The following is a 19,501-nucleotide window of genomic DNA, read 5'->3' as shown; positions in this document are numbered from 1 at the left end:
AGTTTAGCAATCTCAGTACACTTGTTAACCAACTAGGAAACAAAAGCAATTGAAATCGAAACTTCAGCAGACTTTAGAAAAAAGATCTAAGGTAATAACGGCAGAGCTAATGCCGCCAAGAGGTGGAAGCCCCATAAGATCTCTTAAGATAGCACAACTTTTGAAAGATAAGGTACATGCTGTTAACATTACTGATGGAAGCAGAGCTGTAATGAGAATGTGCAGCTTGGCAATGTCCAAACTATTACTGGAAAATGGGATAGAACCAGTAATGCAAATTTCTTGCAGAGATCGTAATAAAATTGCTTTACAATCAGACATTCTGGGCGCAAATGCTTTAGGAATTAAAAACATCTTATGCATTACCGGTGATTCAGTAAAAGCTGGGGATCAACAAGATGCCAAAGCCGTTCATGAGTTTGAGTCAGTTAGATTACTTCAACAAATTCAGGCTTTTAATAAAGGAATTGATCCTACTCTAGGAGAACTTTCCGATAAAAAAACATTTATTTTTGCAGGTGCTGCAGCTGATCCAAATTGCAGAAATAAAAGAAGTTTAGAAAATAGATTAAGAAAGAAAAAAGAGGCTGGAGCTGGATTTATACAAACTCAAATGGTTATGGAAAGAGAAAATTTGATAGAGTTTTGTGAAAAAATTAGCAAGCCTCTTGAAATTCCAGTCATTGCAGGTGTATTTCTATTAAAGTCTTACAAAAACGCTCTCTTTATAAACAAATACGTTCCAGGCGCAAACGTCCCTGAAAATATCTTAAATCGTCTTAAAGATGCTAAAGACCCATTACAAGAAGGCATTGAAATTGCATCTGAACAAGCACATGATTTCATTAATATCGCAAATGGTGTTCATCTAATGGCCGTAAAAGCAGAGCATTTAATTCCTGAGATTATTGAAAAAGCTAATCTTAGTCTGGAATATTAATCAAATCAGTACCTAATAATTCTGCCATAGCTTTCTGTTGAGGTGATGGCTCAGTCAAATCAGATCTTCTTGAATCTGCTATTAACCAATCTAAAGATGCATCTTGCAAATCAAAATGATCTCCATTTTTGCCAACACAATATTTACCAAATACTAACTTATCCATAAGTCTTACCCCTTTACCAATTTTAGAATAATCAAAAATAATTGAGTTATCTATAGTTGCTCCCTCGCAAATGCAACAACTTGGTCCAATCATAGAAGGACCAATAATAGTTGCTCCATCCTCGATCCTAGTCATGCCTCCTATATAAACCGGCCCGCTAATATTAACCTTTTCCCAGTTAGCCGCGACATTCAAACCAGTAAAAACTCCTGGTTTAATTTCCTTACCTGGTATTTGCACTTGTCTTACCTTACCTTGCAATACATTTCTAATAGCACTCCAATAATCAGGAACTTTTCCAATATCTACCCATTCAAAATCCATTGGTAAAGCAAAAAATGGTAAATCCATTTCAACAAGTTTAGGGAAAAGATCAGCTCCAATATCAAATTTCTCTGCTGAAGGTATGTAATTAAAAATTTCGGGTTCGAAAAGATAAATTCCTGTATTTATAGAGTCACTTAAAGCTTGATCAACTGTTGGCTTTTCTTGAAAAGCCTTTATTCGGCCATTTTCATCAGAAACTACGACACCGTAACTTGATACTTGATCTTTAGTTACCTTCTTTGTTATTAAGCTCGCAATAGCTCCTTTCTGTTTATGTTTTTTAACAGCTTGAGTTAAATCTAAATCAACTAAAGCATCACCACATAAAACAACAAAAGTTTCATCAAAGAAATTTTGAAAATCCTGAATTTTTTTTAATCCTCCTGCGGATCCCAAAGCATCACCTATTAATTCTCCATCTTCAATTCTTCCTTCAAAACTATAAGCGATTTCTACTCCAAATCTTTGCCCATCCCTAAAATAATTTTCAATTTCTTCAGCCAGATGAGAAACATTGACCATTATTTCCTTAAAATTATGTTCTCTTAAAAGTTCCAAGAGAAACTCCATAACAGGTTTTTGCAAAATCGGAATCATCGGTTTCGGAATAACATGCGTAATAGGCTGAACACGTGTGCCTTTACCTGCCGCAAGTATCATTGCCTTCATAAATTCAAAACCATTTGTTAAAATTATACGTTATTACTATGAAGCTTCTAAGCAGCCGAGGAAGAGGTATTACTTACCTCAAGATTTTCTATAGGCAATTGAGCTAAGCCACCATCGGGTATTATTCTTTTAATTTGAATTGGGCCATATAAGGAATTAATTTGTTTAATTTCAATTTTGTTTTCAGATGATAAAAATAACAAAGCCCAAAAAACTCCTAAACGATCTTTATCTAAATCATTTTTTACTACTGTTTGCCATTTCTTGACTAAATATTCAAAATCTGTCCATTGTAATGCCTTTTCCCATCCTTCAATAAATTTCCCTAATGCTTTAGTTGTTTCTGGAAGTTTCTCGCGATGCGCTAATGATTTTACTTTAGAAATTAAAGCCTTATCAGAATATTTTTTATTTCTTTTTCTCTTCATGAGCAAAAGATCTTGGGTTTCTATAACTTCTGCTATTGACTCTAACTGACTTACAAGTTCTCCCAATGTTGTTGTACGTTTAAGAATTGGTTGAGCAATTGATCTTCTCCTTAGATATTTTTCAGGATATTTTGGAATATCAAATTCTTTATCAATCCAATCTTGATCATCCAAATCAAATTCATCTTCAAAATCTGAGGAATTTTCTTTGAAAACATCAGACTCCAAAACTTGAGCCTTAAGATTAACTAGTACGGAAGCCGCGAAAAATGCTTCACTGGTCTCAGCTAAATCCTTCTGATACGAGATTTGACTATTTGCAGATTGATTAAAAGTATGTGAATATTGCTCTAAAAAACTATCAATTACACTGATTACATCAATATCCCATGGATCAAGCTCGCCTTTACCTGCGGCGTCTTGAAGAAACTTAATCAACAATCTAGGGCCTAATTGTTGTCTACCAATAGGATTTAAATTAGATATTTTAAAATAGATAAAATCTAATCACAAGATATCTTTTAATTTATTTAATGCCAAACAATATTGCATAAATTTAAAAAATTATATTTTTGGGGCTTTTAATATGTCATTTGTTTTAGTCCCTGAAAAAATATTTGTTTTCACAGCACCTTTAACTGCAGTTAAATCTCGATCGACCAAATTATTGATAGATGCAATGTAACTTTCAGTAATTAATCTTGGGTATAAACCTATTCCAATAATCGGTAAAAGTAAACAGGCAATAATATAAACTTCCCTTGGCTCTGCATCTATAAGTTTTCTTTCTTCAATTAATTTAGTATTTTCTTTACCAAAGAAAATTTCTCGCAACATTGAAAGTAGATAAATAGGAGTAAGTATTACACCGATAGCAGCTAAAGAGGCCATCACTACCCTAAAAGGAAGTGTATACACTTCATCAGTAACAAACCCTGTAAATACCATCAATTCGGAAACAAATCCACTCATACCAGGCAAAGCCAAGGAAGCAAGGGAGCAAGCAGTCCATAGGGCAAACATAATTCTCATTTTTTGTCCTACACCACTCATTTCATCAAGTTTAAGAGTCTTTGTTCTGTCATAGGTGGCGCCAACAAGAAAAAATAAACTTGCACCTATTAATCCATGACTAACCATTTGCAGCATAGCTCCACTTGTTCCAAGGCTACTAAAACTCCCTATACCAATAAGAACAAAACCCATATGACTTATCGAACTATATGCGATTTTTCTCTTAAGATTTCTTTGAGCAAAAGAAGTTAATGCAGCATAAATTATGTTGACTACCCCCAGAACTATTAATAATGGGGCAAATTGAGCATGAGCTACAGGTAATAATTGTGCATTAAATCTTAAAAGAGCATATCCTCCCATCTTTAATAAAATTCCTGCCAGAAGCATATGAACAGGAGCTGTAGCCTCTCCATGAGCATCTGGGAGCCAAGTATGAAGAGGTACTATTGGTAGTTTCACACCAAATGCAATTAAAAGCCCTACATAACATAATATTTGAAATTTTTGACTAAAATCTTGAGCCGCCAAGTGCGAAAACTCAAAGTTAGGAATTTCTGTACCATAGAAACCCATTGCTAACGCGGCCAGAAGAATAAAGATAGAACTGCCAGCTGTATAGATAATGAATTTTGTTGCTGCATATTGTCGATTTTTTCCACCCCATATAGCCAGTAATAAATAAACGGGAATTAACTCAAGTTCCCAAGTTAGAAAAAATAACAGCATATCTTGTACTGCAAACACAGCTATTTGTCCGCCATCCATAACCAATATTAAAAAGAAAAATAACTTTGGTTTGAACTTTACTGGCCATGCAGCAAGAACTGCTAAAGCAGTGATAAAACTAGTCAATAATATTAACGGCATAGACATGCCATCAGCGCCAACAGACCAAGTAAGACCTAAATCAGGTAGCCAACTTATATTTTCTTTCAATTGAACATTTTCATTACTAATATCAAAGCCATTGATATATGAACCTACAGTTATTAAAAAAGTTATTAATGCAATAGACAATGCAAACCATCTAACCTCTTTGCCATCTCCTTTATCAGGGAAAAAAGGTATCACAAATGCACTACCAATTGGGAATAAAATTGAAGCAGATAACCAAGGAAAATTAGACAATCCAGCTCCCAAATTTCCCAACATTTGTGTCGCAAAATGTGTATAAAAATAAGTACTCAATTTAATAAGAAATTTATCTTAAATAAAGTCTAGAAATTTTCTGTATTTTTTCACCCCAATGGACAGTGAAGACACACAATTGTAATTAAGATACTTGAGGAGATTGAAAACCAAATATAGCAACTAGTAAAATTACACCTCCAAAAACAATAAGCGCATAAAATTGAGCCCTACCAGTCTCAAAATATTTTAAACCTTCTCCACTGCCTAAAGTTACAAGTCCAGTAAGATTTACGACGCCATCAACAACCTTAGAATCAACCTCTAAAACTTCTTTAGCAAGTTTTCTACTACCCTTAACAAAAAGTTTTTCATTTATATCATCTAGATACCATTTATTGGATAAAAATCGGTTGATACTAGGAAACTTTTCGGCAAATAAAACTGATAAATTAATTTTTCGTACAAAATATGCCTGATAAGCAATAATGATTCCAGCTGATGCAATAAGTACTGACGCAATTGCTAAAGGCAAAAATTCTTTTAATTCGAAGGCTTTTGCAGCAGTCTCTGCTTCTTCAGGATCTAGTAAATTTGCAATTTTGCTATCCCATGGAAGTCCCATAAAACCAATAATTACAGACGGCACAGCCAGAAATACCAAGGGAAATGTCATTGACCAGGGTGACTCATGAATAGAGCCATTTTCTTCGTGCTCTTCTTCATTTTCTTCATCTAGGTTTGTTTTAGAGGCTATTAGAAGCTGTTTTTGTAATTCTTTATTGTCCCCTCTGAAATCTCCTTCAAATGTCAAGAAATAAAGCCTAAACATATAAAAAGCAGTCATGCCAGCTGTGAGAAGTCCTACGAACCAAAAAGCTGGAAATGATATAAAAGCATTTCCTAGAATCTCGTCTTTACTCCAAAAACCTGCCAATGGAGGAATTCCACTAATTGCTATACAACCTATTAAAAATGTTGTTGAAGTGTATGGCATCTTTTTTCTTAAACCGCCCATCAATCTCATATCTTGAGCTAATACAGGCTGATGGCCAACCACTTCTTCCATAGCATGTATTACTGAACCAGATCCCAAAAATAGCATTGCTTTAAAGCAAGCATGAGTCACTAAATGAAAAATTCCAGCTACTGGTGCTCCACAACCCATTGCGAGCATCATATACCCAAGCTGAGAAACTGTGCTATAAGCTAAACCTTTTTTTAAATCCATTTGGGTCAGAGCTATAGAGGCTCCTAAAAAACAAGTAATGGTGCCAACTAAAGCAATAATGAACTGAATAGAGGGGAATATTGAATACAAAGGTTGAAGTCTTGCTACAAGAAAAATTCCCGCTGCAACCATTGTTGCAGCATGGATAAGTGCAGAAATAGGAGTCGGGCCTTCCATCGCATCAGGTAACCACACGTGAAGAGGAAACTGAGCAGATTTAGCCATTGGCCCTAAAAAAACTAAGAAACAAAGCAATAAAGCAGCCCAAATGGGTATCGAATTGTCAGATATCGATTGAGAAATTCCAGTAGCAATTTCATTAAAATCGAAACTATTTGTTGCCCAAAATAGACCAAGAATTCCTAACAATAAACCAAAATCTCCCACTCTATTAACAACAAATGCTTTTTGTGCAGCGTGTGCAGCGCCATCCCTGTCATACCAAAAACCAACCAATAAATAAGAACACATCCCAACTAATTCCCAAAAAACATAAATTTCTAATAAATTCGGACTAACTATTAATCCCATCATTGAACTACTAAATAATGCTAGATATGTAAAAAATCTGACATAACCTTTGTCATGCGCCATGTAACCATGAGAGTAAATCATTACAAGCAAAGTTATTGTAGTTACTAACGCAAGCATTACACTTCCCAAAGGATCAAGGACAAACCCCATTGGAATTGTGAAATCCCCTGCATTGGCCCATACAAATAATTTCTCTACTGATTGATAACCATTAATTTGTTCAATTAAAGCTTTATAACTAATTACCGCAGAAATCCCAACGAAAGAAATTAGACCTACAGAAACAATTTCTCTTGAATTATTTATTTTCTTGTTGATGCTTATTAGTCCTAAGCCAGAAAGCACTGCTCCAATAAGTGGAAAAACGGGAATTAACCAGGCAATTTCTGAAGCTTGTGGCATGTTTTAAAGAACTTATATTTTGATTTTAAACTGTCAATTGAAAAATTCAGACAAAAATGATGAATTAAATGTTTTAACAGCAATATTTATATATTGATGAGACCACCAAAGTACGCCTATTGCGATTAATATACCAAATTGAGATAACCTAAAAAATTCTTTAATCTTAAATTCTTGCCTGCCCTCAAGTATTGCCATGAAAGGGATTATGGAAGTATTTTTTTTAAAAATTTCAAATTCTTCTCCAAATCTATTTGCTAATCTCTTATCGCCATGCCAAATTGCAAAAAGATGATGCAAAACTAAGCCAATAGAAGTTACTAAGGTGAATGATGTGCCAATCCATAAAGTATGAGCAAAACACCAAATTATCTGACCAAATGCTTGTGGATGTCTTGTGATTCGCATTATCCCAGTTCCATAGATTCGTACTTTAGGTTTTAAAACCGAAGGAATTTCTAGCAAATTGTAAGTAGCGGGATATAAAAATAAAAAACTTATTGCAGTTAAGAACCAAACGACCATAAAAACAAAATTATTTCCCTGTAAATTCCATAATCTTATTCCGTCATATCTATGAGCCAAAAAATAGCTAATCAAGATAATTGCAGATGGCAAACTTAAGAAAACAAAACATAAGCGCCATAATCTCGGACCCATAATAGATTCTGCTTTGATTCTTAAAGCAGCTCCCCCACTATGAATTACCGCAAAAATCAAAATCAAAAGTAAAATAATTAGGGAAGTTTTATGAGTCTCCATATATTTAGATTGTTCAAATAATTTTTGTTCTTAACAAGAATGCATCTAAGCATTAGAATTATAAGAAATTGTAGGCATAATAGATGCCAGAATTACCATTTACACTCGACCAATTAAGAATATTAAAAGCTATAGCAGCTCAAGGAAGTTTTAAAAAAGCTGCCGACCTCTTATATGTAACCCAACCTGCCGTGAGTTTACAAATACAAAATTTAGAAAAACAACTTGAAATCACAATTTTCGATAGAGGTGGAAGGAAGGCTCTATTGACTGAAGCAGGGAGACTATTACTTGAATATTGTGAACGAATTTTGAATCAATGCGACGAAGCTTGCAAAGCTATTGAAGATTTAAATAGCTTAAAAGGTGGAACTCTTGTTATTGGAGCGAGCCAAACAACGGGTACGTATTTAATGCCGAGAATGATAGGACTATTCAGACAAAAATACCCTGATGTATCCGTTCAACTTCAAGTTCACAGTACTAGAAGAACTGGTTGGAGTGTCGCCAATGGACAAATTGACTTAGCCATTATTGGCGGTCAATTACCTGGCGATTTGGAAAATTTGCTGCAAGTAATTCCATATGCCACTGATGAATTGGCATTAGTTTTACCATCTAAACATCCACTTTCCACCAAAAAAGAGCTTCTAAAGGAAGACTTATACAAATTAAATTTTGTAACATTAGACTCACAATCTACAACAAGAAAAGTTGTTGACAAACTTCTCCAAGATTCTGGGCTTGATATTCAAAGATTAAAAATTGAAATGGAACTTAACTCTCTTGAAGCAATCAAGAATGCGGTTCAATCAGGCTTAGGAGCTTCCTTTTTGCCTGTTGTTTCTATTGAAAGAGAATTATCGGCTGGAACAATCCACAAAGCATTCGTTGCTGATTTAGAGGTGAAAAGAGAACTTAAATTAATTACTAATCCGTCAAGATATACATCACGAGCATCAGAAGTATTTAAGAAAAACATTCTTCCACAATTTGCTAGTTTAGAAAGCCCTTTAAGGCATATATAATTTTGATCAAAACTGAATTGCTTCTTTATTAATACCTACCCCTCCATCTTCGGCTTGTCCATCGCCTTTTATTATAAATTTATTTTCATTTACATCAGTCTGATAAACGCACTTAACTATTGGCTTATCTCTTATAGAACCAATATAAGCAAAAGTATTCATCCTTTGCTTACATTCTCTTACATCTTCATTACTAATTGCGCCCTGTTTCTGTAACACTGTCCAATTCTCTCTTCTAATCACACACCCTGGCTGAAGAGCTGGTTGCGTTACAAAACTCGTAGATGGATTTAGAGTCGTATACATTTCAACATCAATTACAAAAGCACTAGCTCCCCATTGTCTGCAAAATTCAGGGTCTGGAACAGCCATATCTAATTGTTGTTGACTTGCTATATTTCCCTGACCGCCATCCGTTGTACTGGTAATAGCGCTTCCAATACCAACTCCTAAAATTAGTACTCCAGCAAGTACGGCAATGGTTCCTGTACTAAAGTTGATCTTTTGTTCAGAAGAAGCAGGCAATCTATTGTTTCTTTGACCATACGAATCCATGTCCCTTGGATTAGGAGGATAATAACTTCTATTTGAGCCTCTCCTTGGCCTTCTATTTGAGGATGATCTATTCACAGCACTTCATTTGTCTTTGGTAAACCCATTGAATAATTCATTACTCTACAATCAGGGTTATAACTTAACTGACCATCTTGAAGCAAAAATTTAATTAAACCCTCGATTTCTGATCCTATTTTTCGAAGTTCATAATCATCTAAATCCTTTCCTGCTCTCCCTTTTATTAATTCATTGAATTTTTCATTTATTTTGTTTAGAGAATCTTTATTCCAAATAAATTCATTATCAGGATCTAAATCAAGAGTTAGTTTATTGGGATGAAACTTTAATTCTTCATCTACCACTTCGGCAGTGAAAATTCTTACATGTCTAGTAGTCGATTTTAAAAGCATTTTTTCCATAATTTTACGAAATAATCAACGAAAAAAACTATTATGTTCTAACTTTAATGTAGCTTATTAGTAAGTGTTAATTTTTTTCTTGATTTTATAATGCGTGTTGTAATTGCTGGTGCCGGTTTAGCAGGTTTATCATGTGCTAAATATTTAGTCGATAATGGACACATACCGATTGTACTCGAAGCTAGGGATGTTTTAGGTGGGAAAGTTGCCGCATGGAAAGACGAAGATGGGGATTGGTATGAAACTGGGTTACATATATTTTTTGGAGCCTACCCAAATATGTTGCAACTTTTTAAGGAACTAGATATTGAAGATAGACTCCAATGGAAAAGTCATTCAATGATCTTTAATCAGCCATCAGAGCCTGGAACTTACAGTAGATTCGACTTTCCCGATATACCTGCTCCCGTTAATGGAGTTTCAGCAATATTAAGCAATAATGATATGCTTTCTTGGAATGAAAAGATTCTATTTGGATTAGGTTTAGTGCCTGCAATGTTGAGAGGCCAAAAGTACTTAGATAAATGTGATACAAAATCATGGACCGATTGGCTAAAAGAGCACAATATACCGGAAAGGGTTAATGATGAAGTTTTTATAGCGATGAGTAAAGCTCTTAATTTCATTGGGCCTGATGAAATATCATCTACAGTTTTATTAACAGCATTAAACAGATTTTTACAAGAAAAAAATGGTTCTAAAATGGCATTCCTCGACGGAGCTCCTCCAGAAAGACTTTGTCAGCCAATGGTTGATTATATTACTGCTCGTGGTGGAGAAGTTCACATGAATAGTCCATTAAGACAAATCAACCTTAATGAGGACAGTACAGTAAAAAGTTTTACTGTTGCCTCTTTAGATAAAAACGAAAAGGAAGAGCTAACGGCGGATGCTTATGTAAGTGCAATGCCTGTAGATCTCTTTAAATTAATGATCCCTAAACAATGGAAAGGGTTAGATGCATTTTCTAAATTAGATGGTTTAAATGGTGTGCCAGTCATTAATATCCATTTATGGTTTGACAAAAAATTAACGGATATCGACCATCTACTATTTAGCAGATCACCACTTCTCAGTGTTTACGCAGATATGAGTATTACATGTAAAGAATACGAAGATCCAAATAGATCAATGCTTGAATTAGTTTTCGCACCGGCAAAAGATTGGATAAATAGAAGTGATCAAGACATCGTTGATGCAACTATGGAAGAATTGAAGAAATTATTCCCAACACATTTCATGGGTGACGATAAGACAAAATTAAGAAAATATAAAGTAGTTAAAACACCAAGATCTGTTTATAAGGCAATTCCGGGATGTCAAGAGTTCAGACCTAGTCAAAAATCCCCCATAAAAAACTTTTTTTTAGCTGGTGATTATACAATGCAAAAATATTTAGCATCTATGGAAGGAGCTGTTTTAAGTGGCAAATTATGCGCGGAATCAATTAATAAGGAATATTCCAAAACCTCTCAAAATGTTTCTTCATAACATTTGCAAGATCATTCAATTCAGCTAAAACTTTTTGAAAAATTCAATTTCTCAACTAGATCAAGCATACGAGATATGCCGAAAAGAAACTCAACAATGGGCTAAAACCTTTTACTTGGGTACTCTTCTATTACCTCAAGAAAAGAGAAAAGCTATTTGGGCTATTTACGTATGGTGTAGAAGAACAGATGAAATAATGGATAGCGTAGAAGCCTCAACTAAATCACAAGATGAGCTTTCAGATAATCTAGATGAATGGGAAGAAAATACTAAAAATGTATTTAAAGGGAATATTAAATCTGAATTAGACTCAGTTCTATTAGATACGATCGAGAAATATCCACAAAGTATTCAACCTTATCTAGATATGATAGATGGCCAGAGAATGGACCTGAATAAATTTAGATACAAAGATTTTGATGAATTAAAACTCTATTGTTATAGAGTTGCGGGGACTGTTGGTTTAATGACTCAAAATGTGATGGGGATTGATAGTGCTTATACATCAGCCCCATGGAGTGCCATGCCTGACCCCTCTGAAGCAGCTATAGCGCTTGGAATTGCAAATCAATTAACCAATATATTAAGAGATGTGGGAGAAGATAGACACAGAGGAAGAATTTATCTCCCTCAAGCGGATATTGAAAAATTTAATTATTCTGAAGAAGAACTTTTAAAAGGAAAAATAAACAAGCAGTGGAAAGCACTGATGAACTTTCAATTAACAAGAGCTCGTGAATGGTTCCAAAAGTCTGAGGATGGTATTAAGTGGCTATCTTCTGACGCAAGATGGCCTGTGTGGACATCTTTACGTCTTTACAGAGGAATATTAGATTCTATTGAAAGATTAGATTATGATGTTTTTAATAATAGAGCTTTTGTAAAAAATTCAGTAAAAGCTCTTGAGATTCCAATATCTTTTTTAATTTCTAGAATTAAGTAACTAAGCAGGCGTCTTCTGATTAGCCAACAAATCTTTCAATTTAGATAATTCTCCAGCCCATCTGGGATCAGGTGCTTCTAGGTTAGGAGCATCACTATGAACAATTTTCTTAAAGTCTTTCCTCTTCTTATTTTTGTTTAATTTTCCACCATTTCTTTTATTTGAAGCAGAATCTTTCTTTTCGGATAGCTCAACTCGTAATTTAGAACCATTAAATTCAAAACCGTTTAACTTTTGAATTAATAAATTAGCATTATCGTCATTATTAGCTGTCGCGAAACCAAACCCCCTGCATTCTTTAGTTTCCTTATCTAGTACTGCTTTAAATCTAATCGAATCAGAAACTGACTTTAAAAGTGTATCAAATTCTTTTGGATTAAATCCTTGTGGTAAATTGCCAATGTAAATGCGAATGCTCATAAATTTTTAAAAATGATTTTGAAGTCTGAACTTCTAAACAAAACTTAGCTATGTGTATTTAATCACATTTTGGTGCATTTTGTTCAATCCATCGCTTTGCTTTATAAATAGCTTCATCAAAATTATTTAATCTCTTATATGCAAGTTCCTTTGAAAGATAGCGTAACAGCTCTCCTAAGATAGGCCCATCCTTTATTTTTAAATTTTTTTTGATTACCTCACCATTAAGTAAGTTTGAAGGATGAAATAATTTGTCATTATTGTCTCGCCATCTATGAAGCCAATCTAATCGAAAGTTTTGAGGCAAATAAAAAATAAAAGCTGGAAGAAACATCTCTAATTCTTTATGTAAAGCAAATCTATCTGATTCAGTTAATTGAGATATATTTTTTTTCTCCAACAAAAAATGCCATTTTCGTAATAACTTAGTTTTTGCTATTTCAGATTTACTAAATTTAAGTTTTTCTAAGGATACAACATCTAAAATTTGAGCAATAAAAAATGATGGTAGAAATTTTTCTCTTTCTTCTCGATTAAGTTCTGAATAATTAATTTTCTCTAAATCCAAAAAAAAAGAATCTTCAGATAAATTATCAGTACTAAATATATTTAATTTTTTTATAAACAATATTGCATTAAGAGCATTTTCTCCTTGAACTATTTTCTGTATTTCATAATTAATCCTCTCTTTAGCAACAAGATTTAATTTCCCTTTATTTTTTTTAATAAAGGTAATTAAATCAAGATCAATTTTAAAATTCAATTCTGAAACAAATCGAAAACATCTTAATATGCGTAAAGGATCATTTAGTAAATTTTTTTCAGAATTAGTTCTAAGCAAAGAAATCTCTAGATCTTTAAGACCATTTAATGGATCAACCAAACACTTCTTATCAAATAAAAAAGCAATTGAATTAATCGAAAAGTCTCTAGAATATAAATCTTCTTCTATCGTGGATGAAACTTGATTAGCAATATCAATATAAATATGCTTAAGAATAATTCTTATTACTTCTCTTTTTTCATCTAAAATTATAAATTTTGATCCAATATTATCTGCAATCTTTTTCCCAATTTCAATTGCATTTAAAGGTACCACAATATCAACATCTGCCTTTTCAGTTTTTCTGCCCAAAATAATATCTCTTATATAACCACCAACCAAATATGATCCTTTAGGTAACAAACCTAATATTAAATCCAAATTATGAAATTTTATACTTGTTTCTAATTCATCAATTATTAGTGTATGATCTGTGTGAATGCTACTTTTCATTTTATTTAATAGTTATGTGCATTTGCATCAACTGTAAGTGGGTTGATAGATGTATCACATATCATGATGTTGAGAATAATCATGGTGTTGATCATATTTGTGATCTTCCTGATTTTAAAGCAAAAAAACCATTCATTCATGTCAATATAGTTAAAGACAATAATGGTGATTATAAAACTGATTGGGATGTTCAATCTTGTGAAAGTTTTGAAAATGAATTTGGTAAATGGTCTAAATGTAATCCAGGCATGGAATTACCTGTTTAAAGGTAATAGATGACAAATAAATTAAAACAAAGAGAAAATTACCCTACATTAGTGATTCATAGCACAGACAATTCTTTTGGCTTCGGGTATAGAAAAAACAATACTCTTGAATCTGATGAATTATTTATCAAAAAATTTGATAATGACCTTTGCAACAATTTAATTAATGATCTTAACAAATTCATTTCCAAAGAAAATTTACAAAAAATAAATAAGTTATCTGTCAGCATAGGGCCAGCAAATTTTAATGCTTCACGACTTATTGTAGTTTTAGCAAGAACTATCTCACAACAAATAAATTGTCCTCTAGACAGTTTTAGTTCATTTGAAATAATGGCAAAAAGAATTGCATCAAAAAATAATATCTTTACAAACAAAAAATCATTCTGGATTTACAAAAAATTAAAACGAAAAGGTTTAATTGCAGGTAAATATGAAATTTGTTATGAAGAAAAAAATTCCTCGGATCTATTCATTCGAGAAACAGTTTTACCAAAAGTTGTCAAAGAACTTGGGAGTAAAGAACTTACTTTTGAGGCTAATTATGATGATAAAGAAGATTTAAAAGAACTATTAAACTTAGCAAATAAAAATTTATTAAATTCAAATTTAAATTCTTGGAGAAAAGTTTTGCCTCTTTACCCTATTTCTCCAATTAACTAAATATTCATCCAATCAAATTATTAATTTTATCTTGAAGATACATTGTTACAGAATTCAGATCATCTCTTGATGAACTCTGAGGAGGTTGAACAGGTGTTCCGACTTTAATAACTATTTTTGAAAACAAAGGAATAAAGAATTTAAATCTTATTAGTTTATGAGAATTAACTATTGCGACAGGCAATAATAATTTTTGATTTTTAAAGGCTAATAATGCTGCACCGTGTTTGGGCTTATTCACTCGACCATTTTTTTGACGCGTACCATCAATAAATATTCCAATGCAATTATCATTTGATAATTTTGTACATGCTGTTTTAATGGTATTTTTATCAACAATTCCTCTTTTTACAGGATAAGCTCCACAAGCTTTAATAATAAACCCAAGAAAAGGTATTTTAAATAGCTCTGCCTTGGCCATGAAAGATATATTACGTCCAAGAGCATGACCTAACAAAGGAGGGTCAAGCAAAGAACCATGATTAGAAACCATTATAAAAGAATTTTTTTGCGGAATATTCTCTCTACCTATTAAATGACCTCTAAAAAAAAATCTATAAATTGGCAATACAAAAAGTTTGCTAACTAATTGATAGATTAATTTTTGAAAAACATCATTTGTCATACTTAATTAATAAGTTATGTGATTAGAAGATGAAACTTGAGAAATTTTTAAATCTTTCATATGTCTTTTTGCTAAACCGCTAAGCACATTTGATGGGCCAACTTCAACAAAATGAAGATCATTATCTTTTGCCATTAAATCCATAGTTTCTCGCCACCTTACGCCATTACACATTTGATTTTCCAATCTAGTTTTAAGCTCATTAGGATCGTCACATAATGAAGGTTCATAATTACTTATTACTGGGAAAGAAGGACTTTTAAACTTAATCTGTTTTAAATATTCAGAAAATTTAACTGCAGGCTCATCCATGAATGGTGAATGGAATGCACCTGAAACATTTAATTTTAGGAATCTTTTACAAGGAATTTCTTTCGATAAATTGTCTAACTCTTCATTAGATCCTGATAAGACAACTTGGGACGAGCTATTATCGTTTGCAATGACAACATCTTCACTTTTTTTGACTAATAAATCAAGTTCATTTCTATCAAAACCAATTACTGCTGCCATAGATCCTTGCCCAGCATCTACCATTAATTGAGATCTTACTTTTATTAGTGATACGCAGTCTTCGAATGAAAAAACATCCGCACAATATAATGCAGTTATTTCTCCCAAACTATGCCCAGCAACATAAGTTGGTTTAAAACCATTTTCTTTTAAGGCATCTAATAAAATTGATTCAACCAAAAAAAGACAGATTTGTGTATTTCTCGTATTATTCAAATCACTTAGAGGATTTGTTGGATCAGAATTTAACTCGCAAATTTCAAATAAATTTCTCTCAAATATCTCAGAAGCATAACTAAACCTCTCTTTTGTGCTCGGCAAATTTTCAATTTGTTTTGCCATTCCAATTTTTTGCGAACCCTGTCCAGGGAAAACCCATGCAACTGTCATAATGTTCCTATTTTGTTTTTAACCCCATTTAATTAGGGCTGCACCCCAACTTAACCCAGCACCGAAACCACTTGTAGCAATAATATCATTTTGTTTAATTCTATAATCTCTTACAGCCTCATCCATCATTAGTGGAATTGTTGCTGCTGACGTATTGCCATATTTTTCTAAATTACTAAGAATCTTTTCTCTGGGAATTTTTAACCTTTCTCCTACAGAATCCAATATTCTTTGATTAGCTTGATGCAGTAAGAGCCAATCAACTTGATCAGAATTATATTTCATTTTCTTAAACAACTTTTCAAGAATTAGGGGAACTTCTTTAACTGCGAATTTATAAACTTCTTGACCATTCATCTGAATTGGAGAAAAACCTCCACTTAAAAAGTCAATTTCATCAACTATTGAATCCTTATTCTTTTTTGATGGAAGATTAAGAAAAGAACCCCTTCCCCCATCGGTTCTCATATCAAAACCTATAAAATTATCAAATTCATTTGTGGCTTCAATTGCTAATGCACCGGCACCATCTCCAAAGAGAATACAACTTCTTCTATCGTTCCAATCAACAAAACTTGATAATTGATCTGCTCCAATAACAATAGCCCTTTTAAAACTACCCCCTTTTAAATATTGTGAGGCTGTTATTAAGGCAAATAAAAAACCACTACAAGCTGCAGTTAAATCGAAAGCTACAGCATTAGCTGCCCCTAATTTAGCTTGAATAGATGGGGCTGATCCAAATAAATCATGCGGAGTAGAAGTAGCTAAAACAATCAAATCAATCGTTTTAATATCCCAATTAGCCATTTCTATAGCAGTTAAAGCAGCCTTATAACCCATCTCAGTAACATTATCTTCTACGCTAGAGATTCTTCTCTCAGAAATGCCAGTTCTAGATTGTATCCATTCATTGTTTGTATCAACTTTTTGACTAATTTTTTGATTGGTTAGGATTTGATCAGGTACATAACTTCCACTTCCCTTGAATGACACTCCAATCTGATTAAAATTTATTCCTTCCAAAAGAATTTTTTAGTTACTTATATTAGTCAAACATAAATTTGACTCAATATGTTTTATGAATTTAAAACTTGAAGCTTTTGCAGTTGATTTAAATTGTCCATAACGCCATGATTCACTGCAGAGTGAGCCAAGCGAAGAGCACTAACTACTGATAAAGATTTGCTACTTCCATGACCAATAACGCAAATACCATTCACCCCTAGTAATAAAGCTCCTCCATGTTCAGCATGATCTAACCTTTTCTTAATTCTGAGTAGATTACTTTTTAAAAAAGCTGAACCAACTTTCCCCCGCCTGCCACGTGGCAGTTCAGATCTCAAAATATCTAATAAAACTCCTCCCACAGATTCAAGAAATTTCAATAATATATTTCCAGTAAATCCATCACAGACTACTACGTCGAAACTACCTGATAATACATCTCGCCCTTCACAATTACCTCCAAAATCAAAACTTTTTTCAGAAGATAATAATTCAAATGTTTTTAAGGATAAATCATTACCTTTACATTCTTCTTCTCCAATATTTAAAAGGCCAATTTTTGGTTTTTGAACTTGTAGGACGTCTTTTGCATAAATATTACCTAGAAGAGCAAATTGATGCAGATAAGATGGCTTACAATCAGTATTTGCACCGACATCTAAAACTAATACCGGGCGAGTTTGATCCCTTGTTGGAAACAATGCTCCTATAGCTGGTCTCTCAATCCCTTTCAATCTCCCAATTCTAAATATGGCAGAAGCCATCATGGCGCCTGAATTACCCGCTGAGTAGACAGCTTCAGCTTTATTATTTCTTACTAAATCCATTGCAACATTTATACTTGCATTTTTCTTTTTTCTAACTGCAGTAGCTTCTTCATTCATCCCAATAGGTTCTCCACTATCAATTAATTCAAGACGATTATTATCTATTTCATTTTCTAATAATTCTGATAAACCAGTTTTTTCTGCTGCATCTTTAACTTTTTCAATTTTGCCGACAAACTTTATATTTATTGGAAATCTACTTATTGCTTCTAGGCAACCCTCAAGAATTGGACCAGGAGCATAATCTCCACCCATACCATCAACTGCGATCCAAATTCTTTTAGATTGAGATTCCTCCACCCTATCTAAAATATTATCGTTATTTTGTAATCTTTTTAATGGGTCAAAAACAAATGGCTGTAGTGTATTTTTAGCTATTGAACTAGCATTTGAAACTACACTACTAGCAGTATTAACAACAGATTCAGCACTTGAAACTACATTACCTGCAACATTACCTGCAACATTACCTGCAACATTACTAGCTGTTGTTACTACTGATCCAGCACCAGAGACCATATTACCCGCAACATTACTAGCCGTGGCCGCAGAACTTGCAGCAGTATCAACTATAGAAGTCACAGCCGAATTTCTTTTGTACCAAATAACTAATCTTCTAATAGCTCTGGACTTATTAATTTTTTGTGCTGTTTTTTTTCCCATTTATTTACCATCAAAAGGAGCAATATCGACAATCCGTTGAAAAAGATATCCTGTACCCCTTGCTGTCAAAATTAATTCAGGATTTGCAGGATCAGCCTCCAGTTTTGATCTTAATCTTGATATATGAACATCCACGACTCTTGTATCTACATGTCTCTCGGGGGTATATCCCCATACTTCCTTCAAGATCTCTCCTCTACTAAATGGCTCACCTGACCTACTGACCAAAAGCTCTAAAAGACTAAATTCCATACCAGTTAATCTAATTCTCTCATCACTTTTAAAAACTTGTCTTCGATTTGTATCAATTTTTATATCCGTAACCAGAATTAATCCTGAATTAGGCATCCCAGGAATTTGTTCTTTGTCGATTCTTCTGAGTACGCACCTAATTCTAGCTTCTAACTCCTTTGGACTAAATGGTTTTACTACATAATCATCAGCTCCTAATTCTAAACCTGTTATCCTATCTGCAACATCTCCTAATGCAGTTAACATAACAATTGGGACATCAGAATCTTTCCGTAATTCTTGACAAACTCCATAACCATCTAACTTTGGCATCATGACGTCAAGAACTACTAAATCAGGTTCATAATCCTTAAATAACTTTAGTGCCTCTTTACCATCACTTGCAGTTACAACTTTGTAGCCAATCATGGAGAGACGTGTCTCCAAAATCCTTCTAATACTTGCCTCGTCATCTGCGACCAGTATAGTTTCTTTAGTTTGACTAGATAGAGCCATTTGTTTCTATTAGCTAATCAGTAAGAGAATTAATTATTAACCTAATCTAACTTGTAGAGGGGC

General features: G+C 33.3%; 20 protein-coding genes. 6 read left to right on the top strand and 14 right to left on the bottom strand.

Annotated elements, in window-relative coordinates:
• Window positions 1-49: 49 nt before the first annotated feature.
• Window positions 50-940, top strand: a complete 891-nt coding sequence (locus HA152_RS00810) for a methylenetetrahydrofolate reductase (RefSeq protein WP_209132563.1) — start codon at window positions 50-52, stop codon at window positions 938-940.
• Here HA152_RS00810 and HA152_RS00805 read toward each other — a convergent pair.
• The 5 genes from HA152_RS00805 to HA152_RS00785 form a co-directional block, all read right to left on the bottom strand.
• Entirely contained in the window at window positions 924-2,102 is a 1,179-nt protein-coding gene (locus HA152_RS00805; protein ID WP_209132561.1) for a nucleotidyltransferase family protein, read from the bottom strand. The two genes, HA152_RS00810 and HA152_RS00805, sit on opposite strands and share 17 nt — an antisense overlap.
• A gap of 47 nt (window positions 2,103-2,149) precedes the next feature.
• A complete protein-coding gene (locus HA152_RS00800; RefSeq protein ID WP_209132559.1) occupies window positions 2,150-2,971 on the bottom strand; it encodes a segregation/condensation protein A in 822 nt (273 codons plus the stop codon).
• Window positions 2,972-3,094: 123 nt separating this feature from the next.
• Window positions 3,095-4,699 carry an NAD(P)H-quinone oxidoreductase subunit 4 gene (locus tag HA152_RS00795; RefSeq protein WP_209133291.1) on the bottom strand — a complete coding sequence of 535 codons (1,605 nt, stop codon included), beginning with the start codon at window positions 4,697-4,699 and terminating at the stop codon, window positions 3,095-3,097.
• A gap of 121 nt (window positions 4,700-4,820) precedes the next feature.
• Window positions 4,821-6,842: an NAD(P)H-quinone oxidoreductase subunit 5 gene (locus HA152_RS00790; protein WP_209132556.1), complete on the bottom strand. Its 2,022-nt coding sequence runs from the start codon at window positions 6,840-6,842 to the stop codon at window positions 4,821-4,823.
• A 33-nt stretch (window positions 6,843-6,875) separates the two neighbouring features.
• Window positions 6,876-7,604 carry an NnrU family protein gene (locus HA152_RS00785; RefSeq protein ID WP_209132554.1) on the bottom strand — a complete coding sequence of 243 codons (729 nt, stop codon included), beginning with the start codon at window positions 7,602-7,604 and terminating at the stop codon, window positions 6,876-6,878.
• A gap of 83 nt (window positions 7,605-7,687) precedes the next feature.
• Here HA152_RS00785 and HA152_RS00780 point away from each other — a divergent pair, with 83 nt between their 5' ends.
• Entirely contained in the window at window positions 7,688-8,632 is a 945-nt protein-coding gene (locus HA152_RS00780; RefSeq protein WP_025922065.1) for a LysR family transcriptional regulator, read from the top strand.
• A gap of 6 nt (window positions 8,633-8,638) precedes the next feature.
• Here the strand turns inward: HA152_RS00780 and HA152_RS00775 are convergent, their stop codons facing one another.
• The gene (locus HA152_RS00775; protein ID WP_209132552.1) at window positions 8,639-9,262 is read right to left on the bottom strand and encodes a DUF3172 domain-containing protein; all 624 of its coding nucleotides are present in this window, start codon (window positions 9,260-9,262) and stop codon (window positions 8,639-8,641) included.
• Window positions 9,259-9,606: an NAD(P)H-quinone oxidoreductase subunit M gene (ndhM, locus tag HA152_RS00770; protein WP_209132550.1), complete on the bottom strand. Its 348-nt coding sequence runs from the start codon at window positions 9,604-9,606 to the stop codon at window positions 9,259-9,261. The genes HA152_RS00775 and ndhM overlap by 4 nt, the downstream gene beginning before the upstream one ends.
• A gap of 90 nt (window positions 9,607-9,696) precedes the next feature.
• Between ndhM and pds the strand changes: the two genes are divergently transcribed.
• Both pds and HA152_RS00760 read left to right on the top strand, forming a co-directional pair.
• The gene (pds, locus tag HA152_RS00765) at window positions 9,697-11,097 is read left to right on the top strand and encodes a 15-cis-phytoene desaturase (protein WP_209132541.1); all 1,401 of its coding nucleotides are present in this window, start codon (window positions 9,697-9,699) and stop codon (window positions 11,095-11,097) included.
• 34 nt (window positions 11,098-11,131) lie between these two features.
• Window positions 11,132-12,040, top strand: coding sequence for a phytoene synthase (locus HA152_RS00760; protein ID WP_209132539.1), 909 nt, complete (start codon window positions 11,132-11,134; stop codon window positions 12,038-12,040).
• Here HA152_RS00760 and HA152_RS00755 read toward each other — a convergent pair whose 3' ends face one another.
• Together HA152_RS00755 and HA152_RS00750 are read right to left on the bottom strand one after the other, a co-directional pair.
• On the bottom strand, window positions 12,041-12,460 hold the full coding sequence (locus HA152_RS00755) for an RNA recognition motif domain-containing protein (RefSeq protein ID WP_209132537.1): 420 nt from the start codon (window positions 12,458-12,460) through the stop codon (window positions 12,041-12,043). It lies immediately after the preceding gene.
• Between the two features lie 58 nt (window positions 12,461-12,518).
• Window positions 12,519-13,736: a CCA tRNA nucleotidyltransferase gene (locus HA152_RS00750; RefSeq protein WP_209132535.1), complete on the bottom strand. Its 1,218-nt coding sequence runs from the start codon at window positions 13,734-13,736 to the stop codon at window positions 12,519-12,521.
• 14 nt (window positions 13,737-13,750) lie between these two features.
• Here HA152_RS00750 and HA152_RS00745 point away from each other — a divergent pair, with 14 nt between their 5' ends.
• On the top strand, window positions 13,751-14,002 hold the full coding sequence (locus tag HA152_RS00745; protein ID WP_011817632.1) for a Ycf34 family protein: 252 nt from the start codon (window positions 13,751-13,753) through the stop codon (window positions 14,000-14,002).
• Between the two features lie 9 nt (window positions 14,003-14,011).
• On the top strand, window positions 14,012-14,665 hold the full coding sequence (locus HA152_RS00740) for a molecular chaperone (RefSeq protein WP_209132533.1): 654 nt from the start codon (window positions 14,012-14,014) through the stop codon (window positions 14,663-14,665).
• 4 nt (window positions 14,666-14,669) lie between these two features.
• On the opposite strand, the gene HA152_RS00735 is transcribed toward HA152_RS00740, so the two are convergent.
• Genes HA152_RS00735 through rpaB form a run of 5 tightly spaced genes read right to left on the bottom strand, consistent with a single transcriptional unit; the run spans window position 14,670 to window position 19,438 of the window.
• Entirely contained in the window at window positions 14,670-15,290 is a 621-nt protein-coding gene (locus HA152_RS00735; protein ID WP_209132531.1) for a lysophospholipid acyltransferase family protein, read from the bottom strand.
• A gap of 6 nt (window positions 15,291-15,296) precedes the next feature.
• Window positions 15,297-16,193, bottom strand: a complete 897-nt coding sequence (fabD, locus tag HA152_RS00730) for an ACP S-malonyltransferase (RefSeq protein WP_209132529.1) — start codon at window positions 16,191-16,193, stop codon at window positions 15,297-15,299.
• An 18-nt stretch (window positions 16,194-16,211) separates the two neighbouring features.
• Window positions 16,212-17,219: a beta-ketoacyl-ACP synthase III gene (locus tag HA152_RS00725; RefSeq protein ID WP_209132527.1), complete on the bottom strand. Its 1,008-nt coding sequence runs from the start codon at window positions 17,217-17,219 to the stop codon at window positions 16,212-16,214.
• A 53-nt stretch (window positions 17,220-17,272) separates the two neighbouring features.
• The gene (gene plsX / locus HA152_RS00720; RefSeq protein WP_209132525.1) at window positions 17,273-18,691 is read right to left on the bottom strand and encodes a phosphate acyltransferase PlsX; all 1,419 of its coding nucleotides are present in this window, start codon (window positions 18,689-18,691) and stop codon (window positions 17,273-17,275) included.
• Window positions 18,692-19,438: a response regulator transcription factor RpaB gene (rpaB, locus tag HA152_RS00715; RefSeq protein WP_025892447.1), complete on the bottom strand. Its 747-nt coding sequence runs from the start codon at window positions 19,436-19,438 to the stop codon at window positions 18,692-18,694.
• Between the last annotated feature and the right edge of the window lie 63 nt (window positions 19,439-19,501).

The sequence above is a fragment of the Prochlorococcus marinus XMU1412 genome (assembly GCF_017696315.1).
Taxonomy (GTDB): domain Bacteria; phylum Cyanobacteriota; class Cyanobacteriia; order PCC-6307; family Cyanobiaceae; genus Prochlorococcus_A; species Prochlorococcus_A marinus_AF.
This window is presented reverse-complemented; position numbering and strand designations above follow the sequence as displayed.

What these genes read in the sequence shown, in the direction of transcription:
- HA152_RS00805 (WP_209132561.1), bottom strand. Translation starts at nt 2,102, where the DNA reads ATGAAGGCAATGATACTTGCGGCAGGTAAAGGCACACGTGTTCAGCCT.
- HA152_RS00795 (WP_209133291.1), bottom strand. Translation starts at nt 4,699, where the DNA reads ATGTTGGGAAATTTGGGAGCTGGATTGTCTAATTTTCCTTGGTTATCT.
- HA152_RS00790 (WP_209132556.1), bottom strand. Translation starts at nt 6,842, where the DNA reads ATGCCACAAGCTTCAGAAATTGCCTGGTTAATTCCCGTTTTTCCACTT.
- HA152_RS00785 (WP_209132554.1), bottom strand. Translation starts at nt 7,604, where the DNA reads ATGGAGACTCATAAAACTTCCCTAATTATTTTACTTTTGATTTTGATT.
- HA152_RS00780 (WP_025922065.1), top strand. Translation starts at nt 7,688, where the DNA reads ATGCCAGAATTACCATTTACACTCGACCAATTAAGAATATTAAAAGCT.
- ndhM (WP_209132550.1), bottom strand. Translation starts at nt 9,606, where the DNA reads ATGGAAAAAATGCTTTTAAAATCGACTACTAGACATGTAAGAATTTTC.
- pds (WP_209132541.1), top strand. Translation starts at nt 9,697, where the DNA reads ATGCGTGTTGTAATTGCTGGTGCCGGTTTAGCAGGTTTATCATGTGCT.
- HA152_RS00755 (WP_209132537.1), bottom strand. Translation starts at nt 12,460, where the DNA reads ATGAGCATTCGCATTTACATTGGCAATTTACCACAAGGATTTAATCCA.
- HA152_RS00750 (WP_209132535.1), bottom strand. Translation starts at nt 13,736, where the DNA reads ATGAAAAGTAGCATTCACACAGATCATACACTAATAATTGATGAATTA.
- HA152_RS00745 (WP_011817632.1), top strand. Translation starts at nt 13,751, where the DNA reads ATGTGCATTTGCATCAACTGTAAGTGGGTTGATAGATGTATCACATAT.
- HA152_RS00740 (WP_209132533.1), top strand. Translation starts at nt 14,012, where the DNA reads ATGACAAATAAATTAAAACAAAGAGAAAATTACCCTACATTAGTGATT.
- HA152_RS00735 (WP_209132531.1), bottom strand. Translation starts at nt 15,290, where the DNA reads ATGACAAATGATGTTTTTCAAAAATTAATCTATCAATTAGTTAGCAAA.
- fabD (WP_209132529.1), bottom strand. Translation starts at nt 16,193, where the DNA reads ATGACAGTTGCATGGGTTTTCCCTGGACAGGGTTCGCAAAAAATTGGA.
- plsX (WP_209132525.1), bottom strand. Translation starts at nt 18,691, where the DNA reads ATGGGAAAAAAAACAGCACAAAAAATTAATAAGTCCAGAGCTATTAGA.
- rpaB (WP_025892447.1), bottom strand. Translation starts at nt 19,438, where the DNA reads ATGGCTCTATCTAGTCAAACTAAAGAAACTATACTGGTCGCAGATGAC.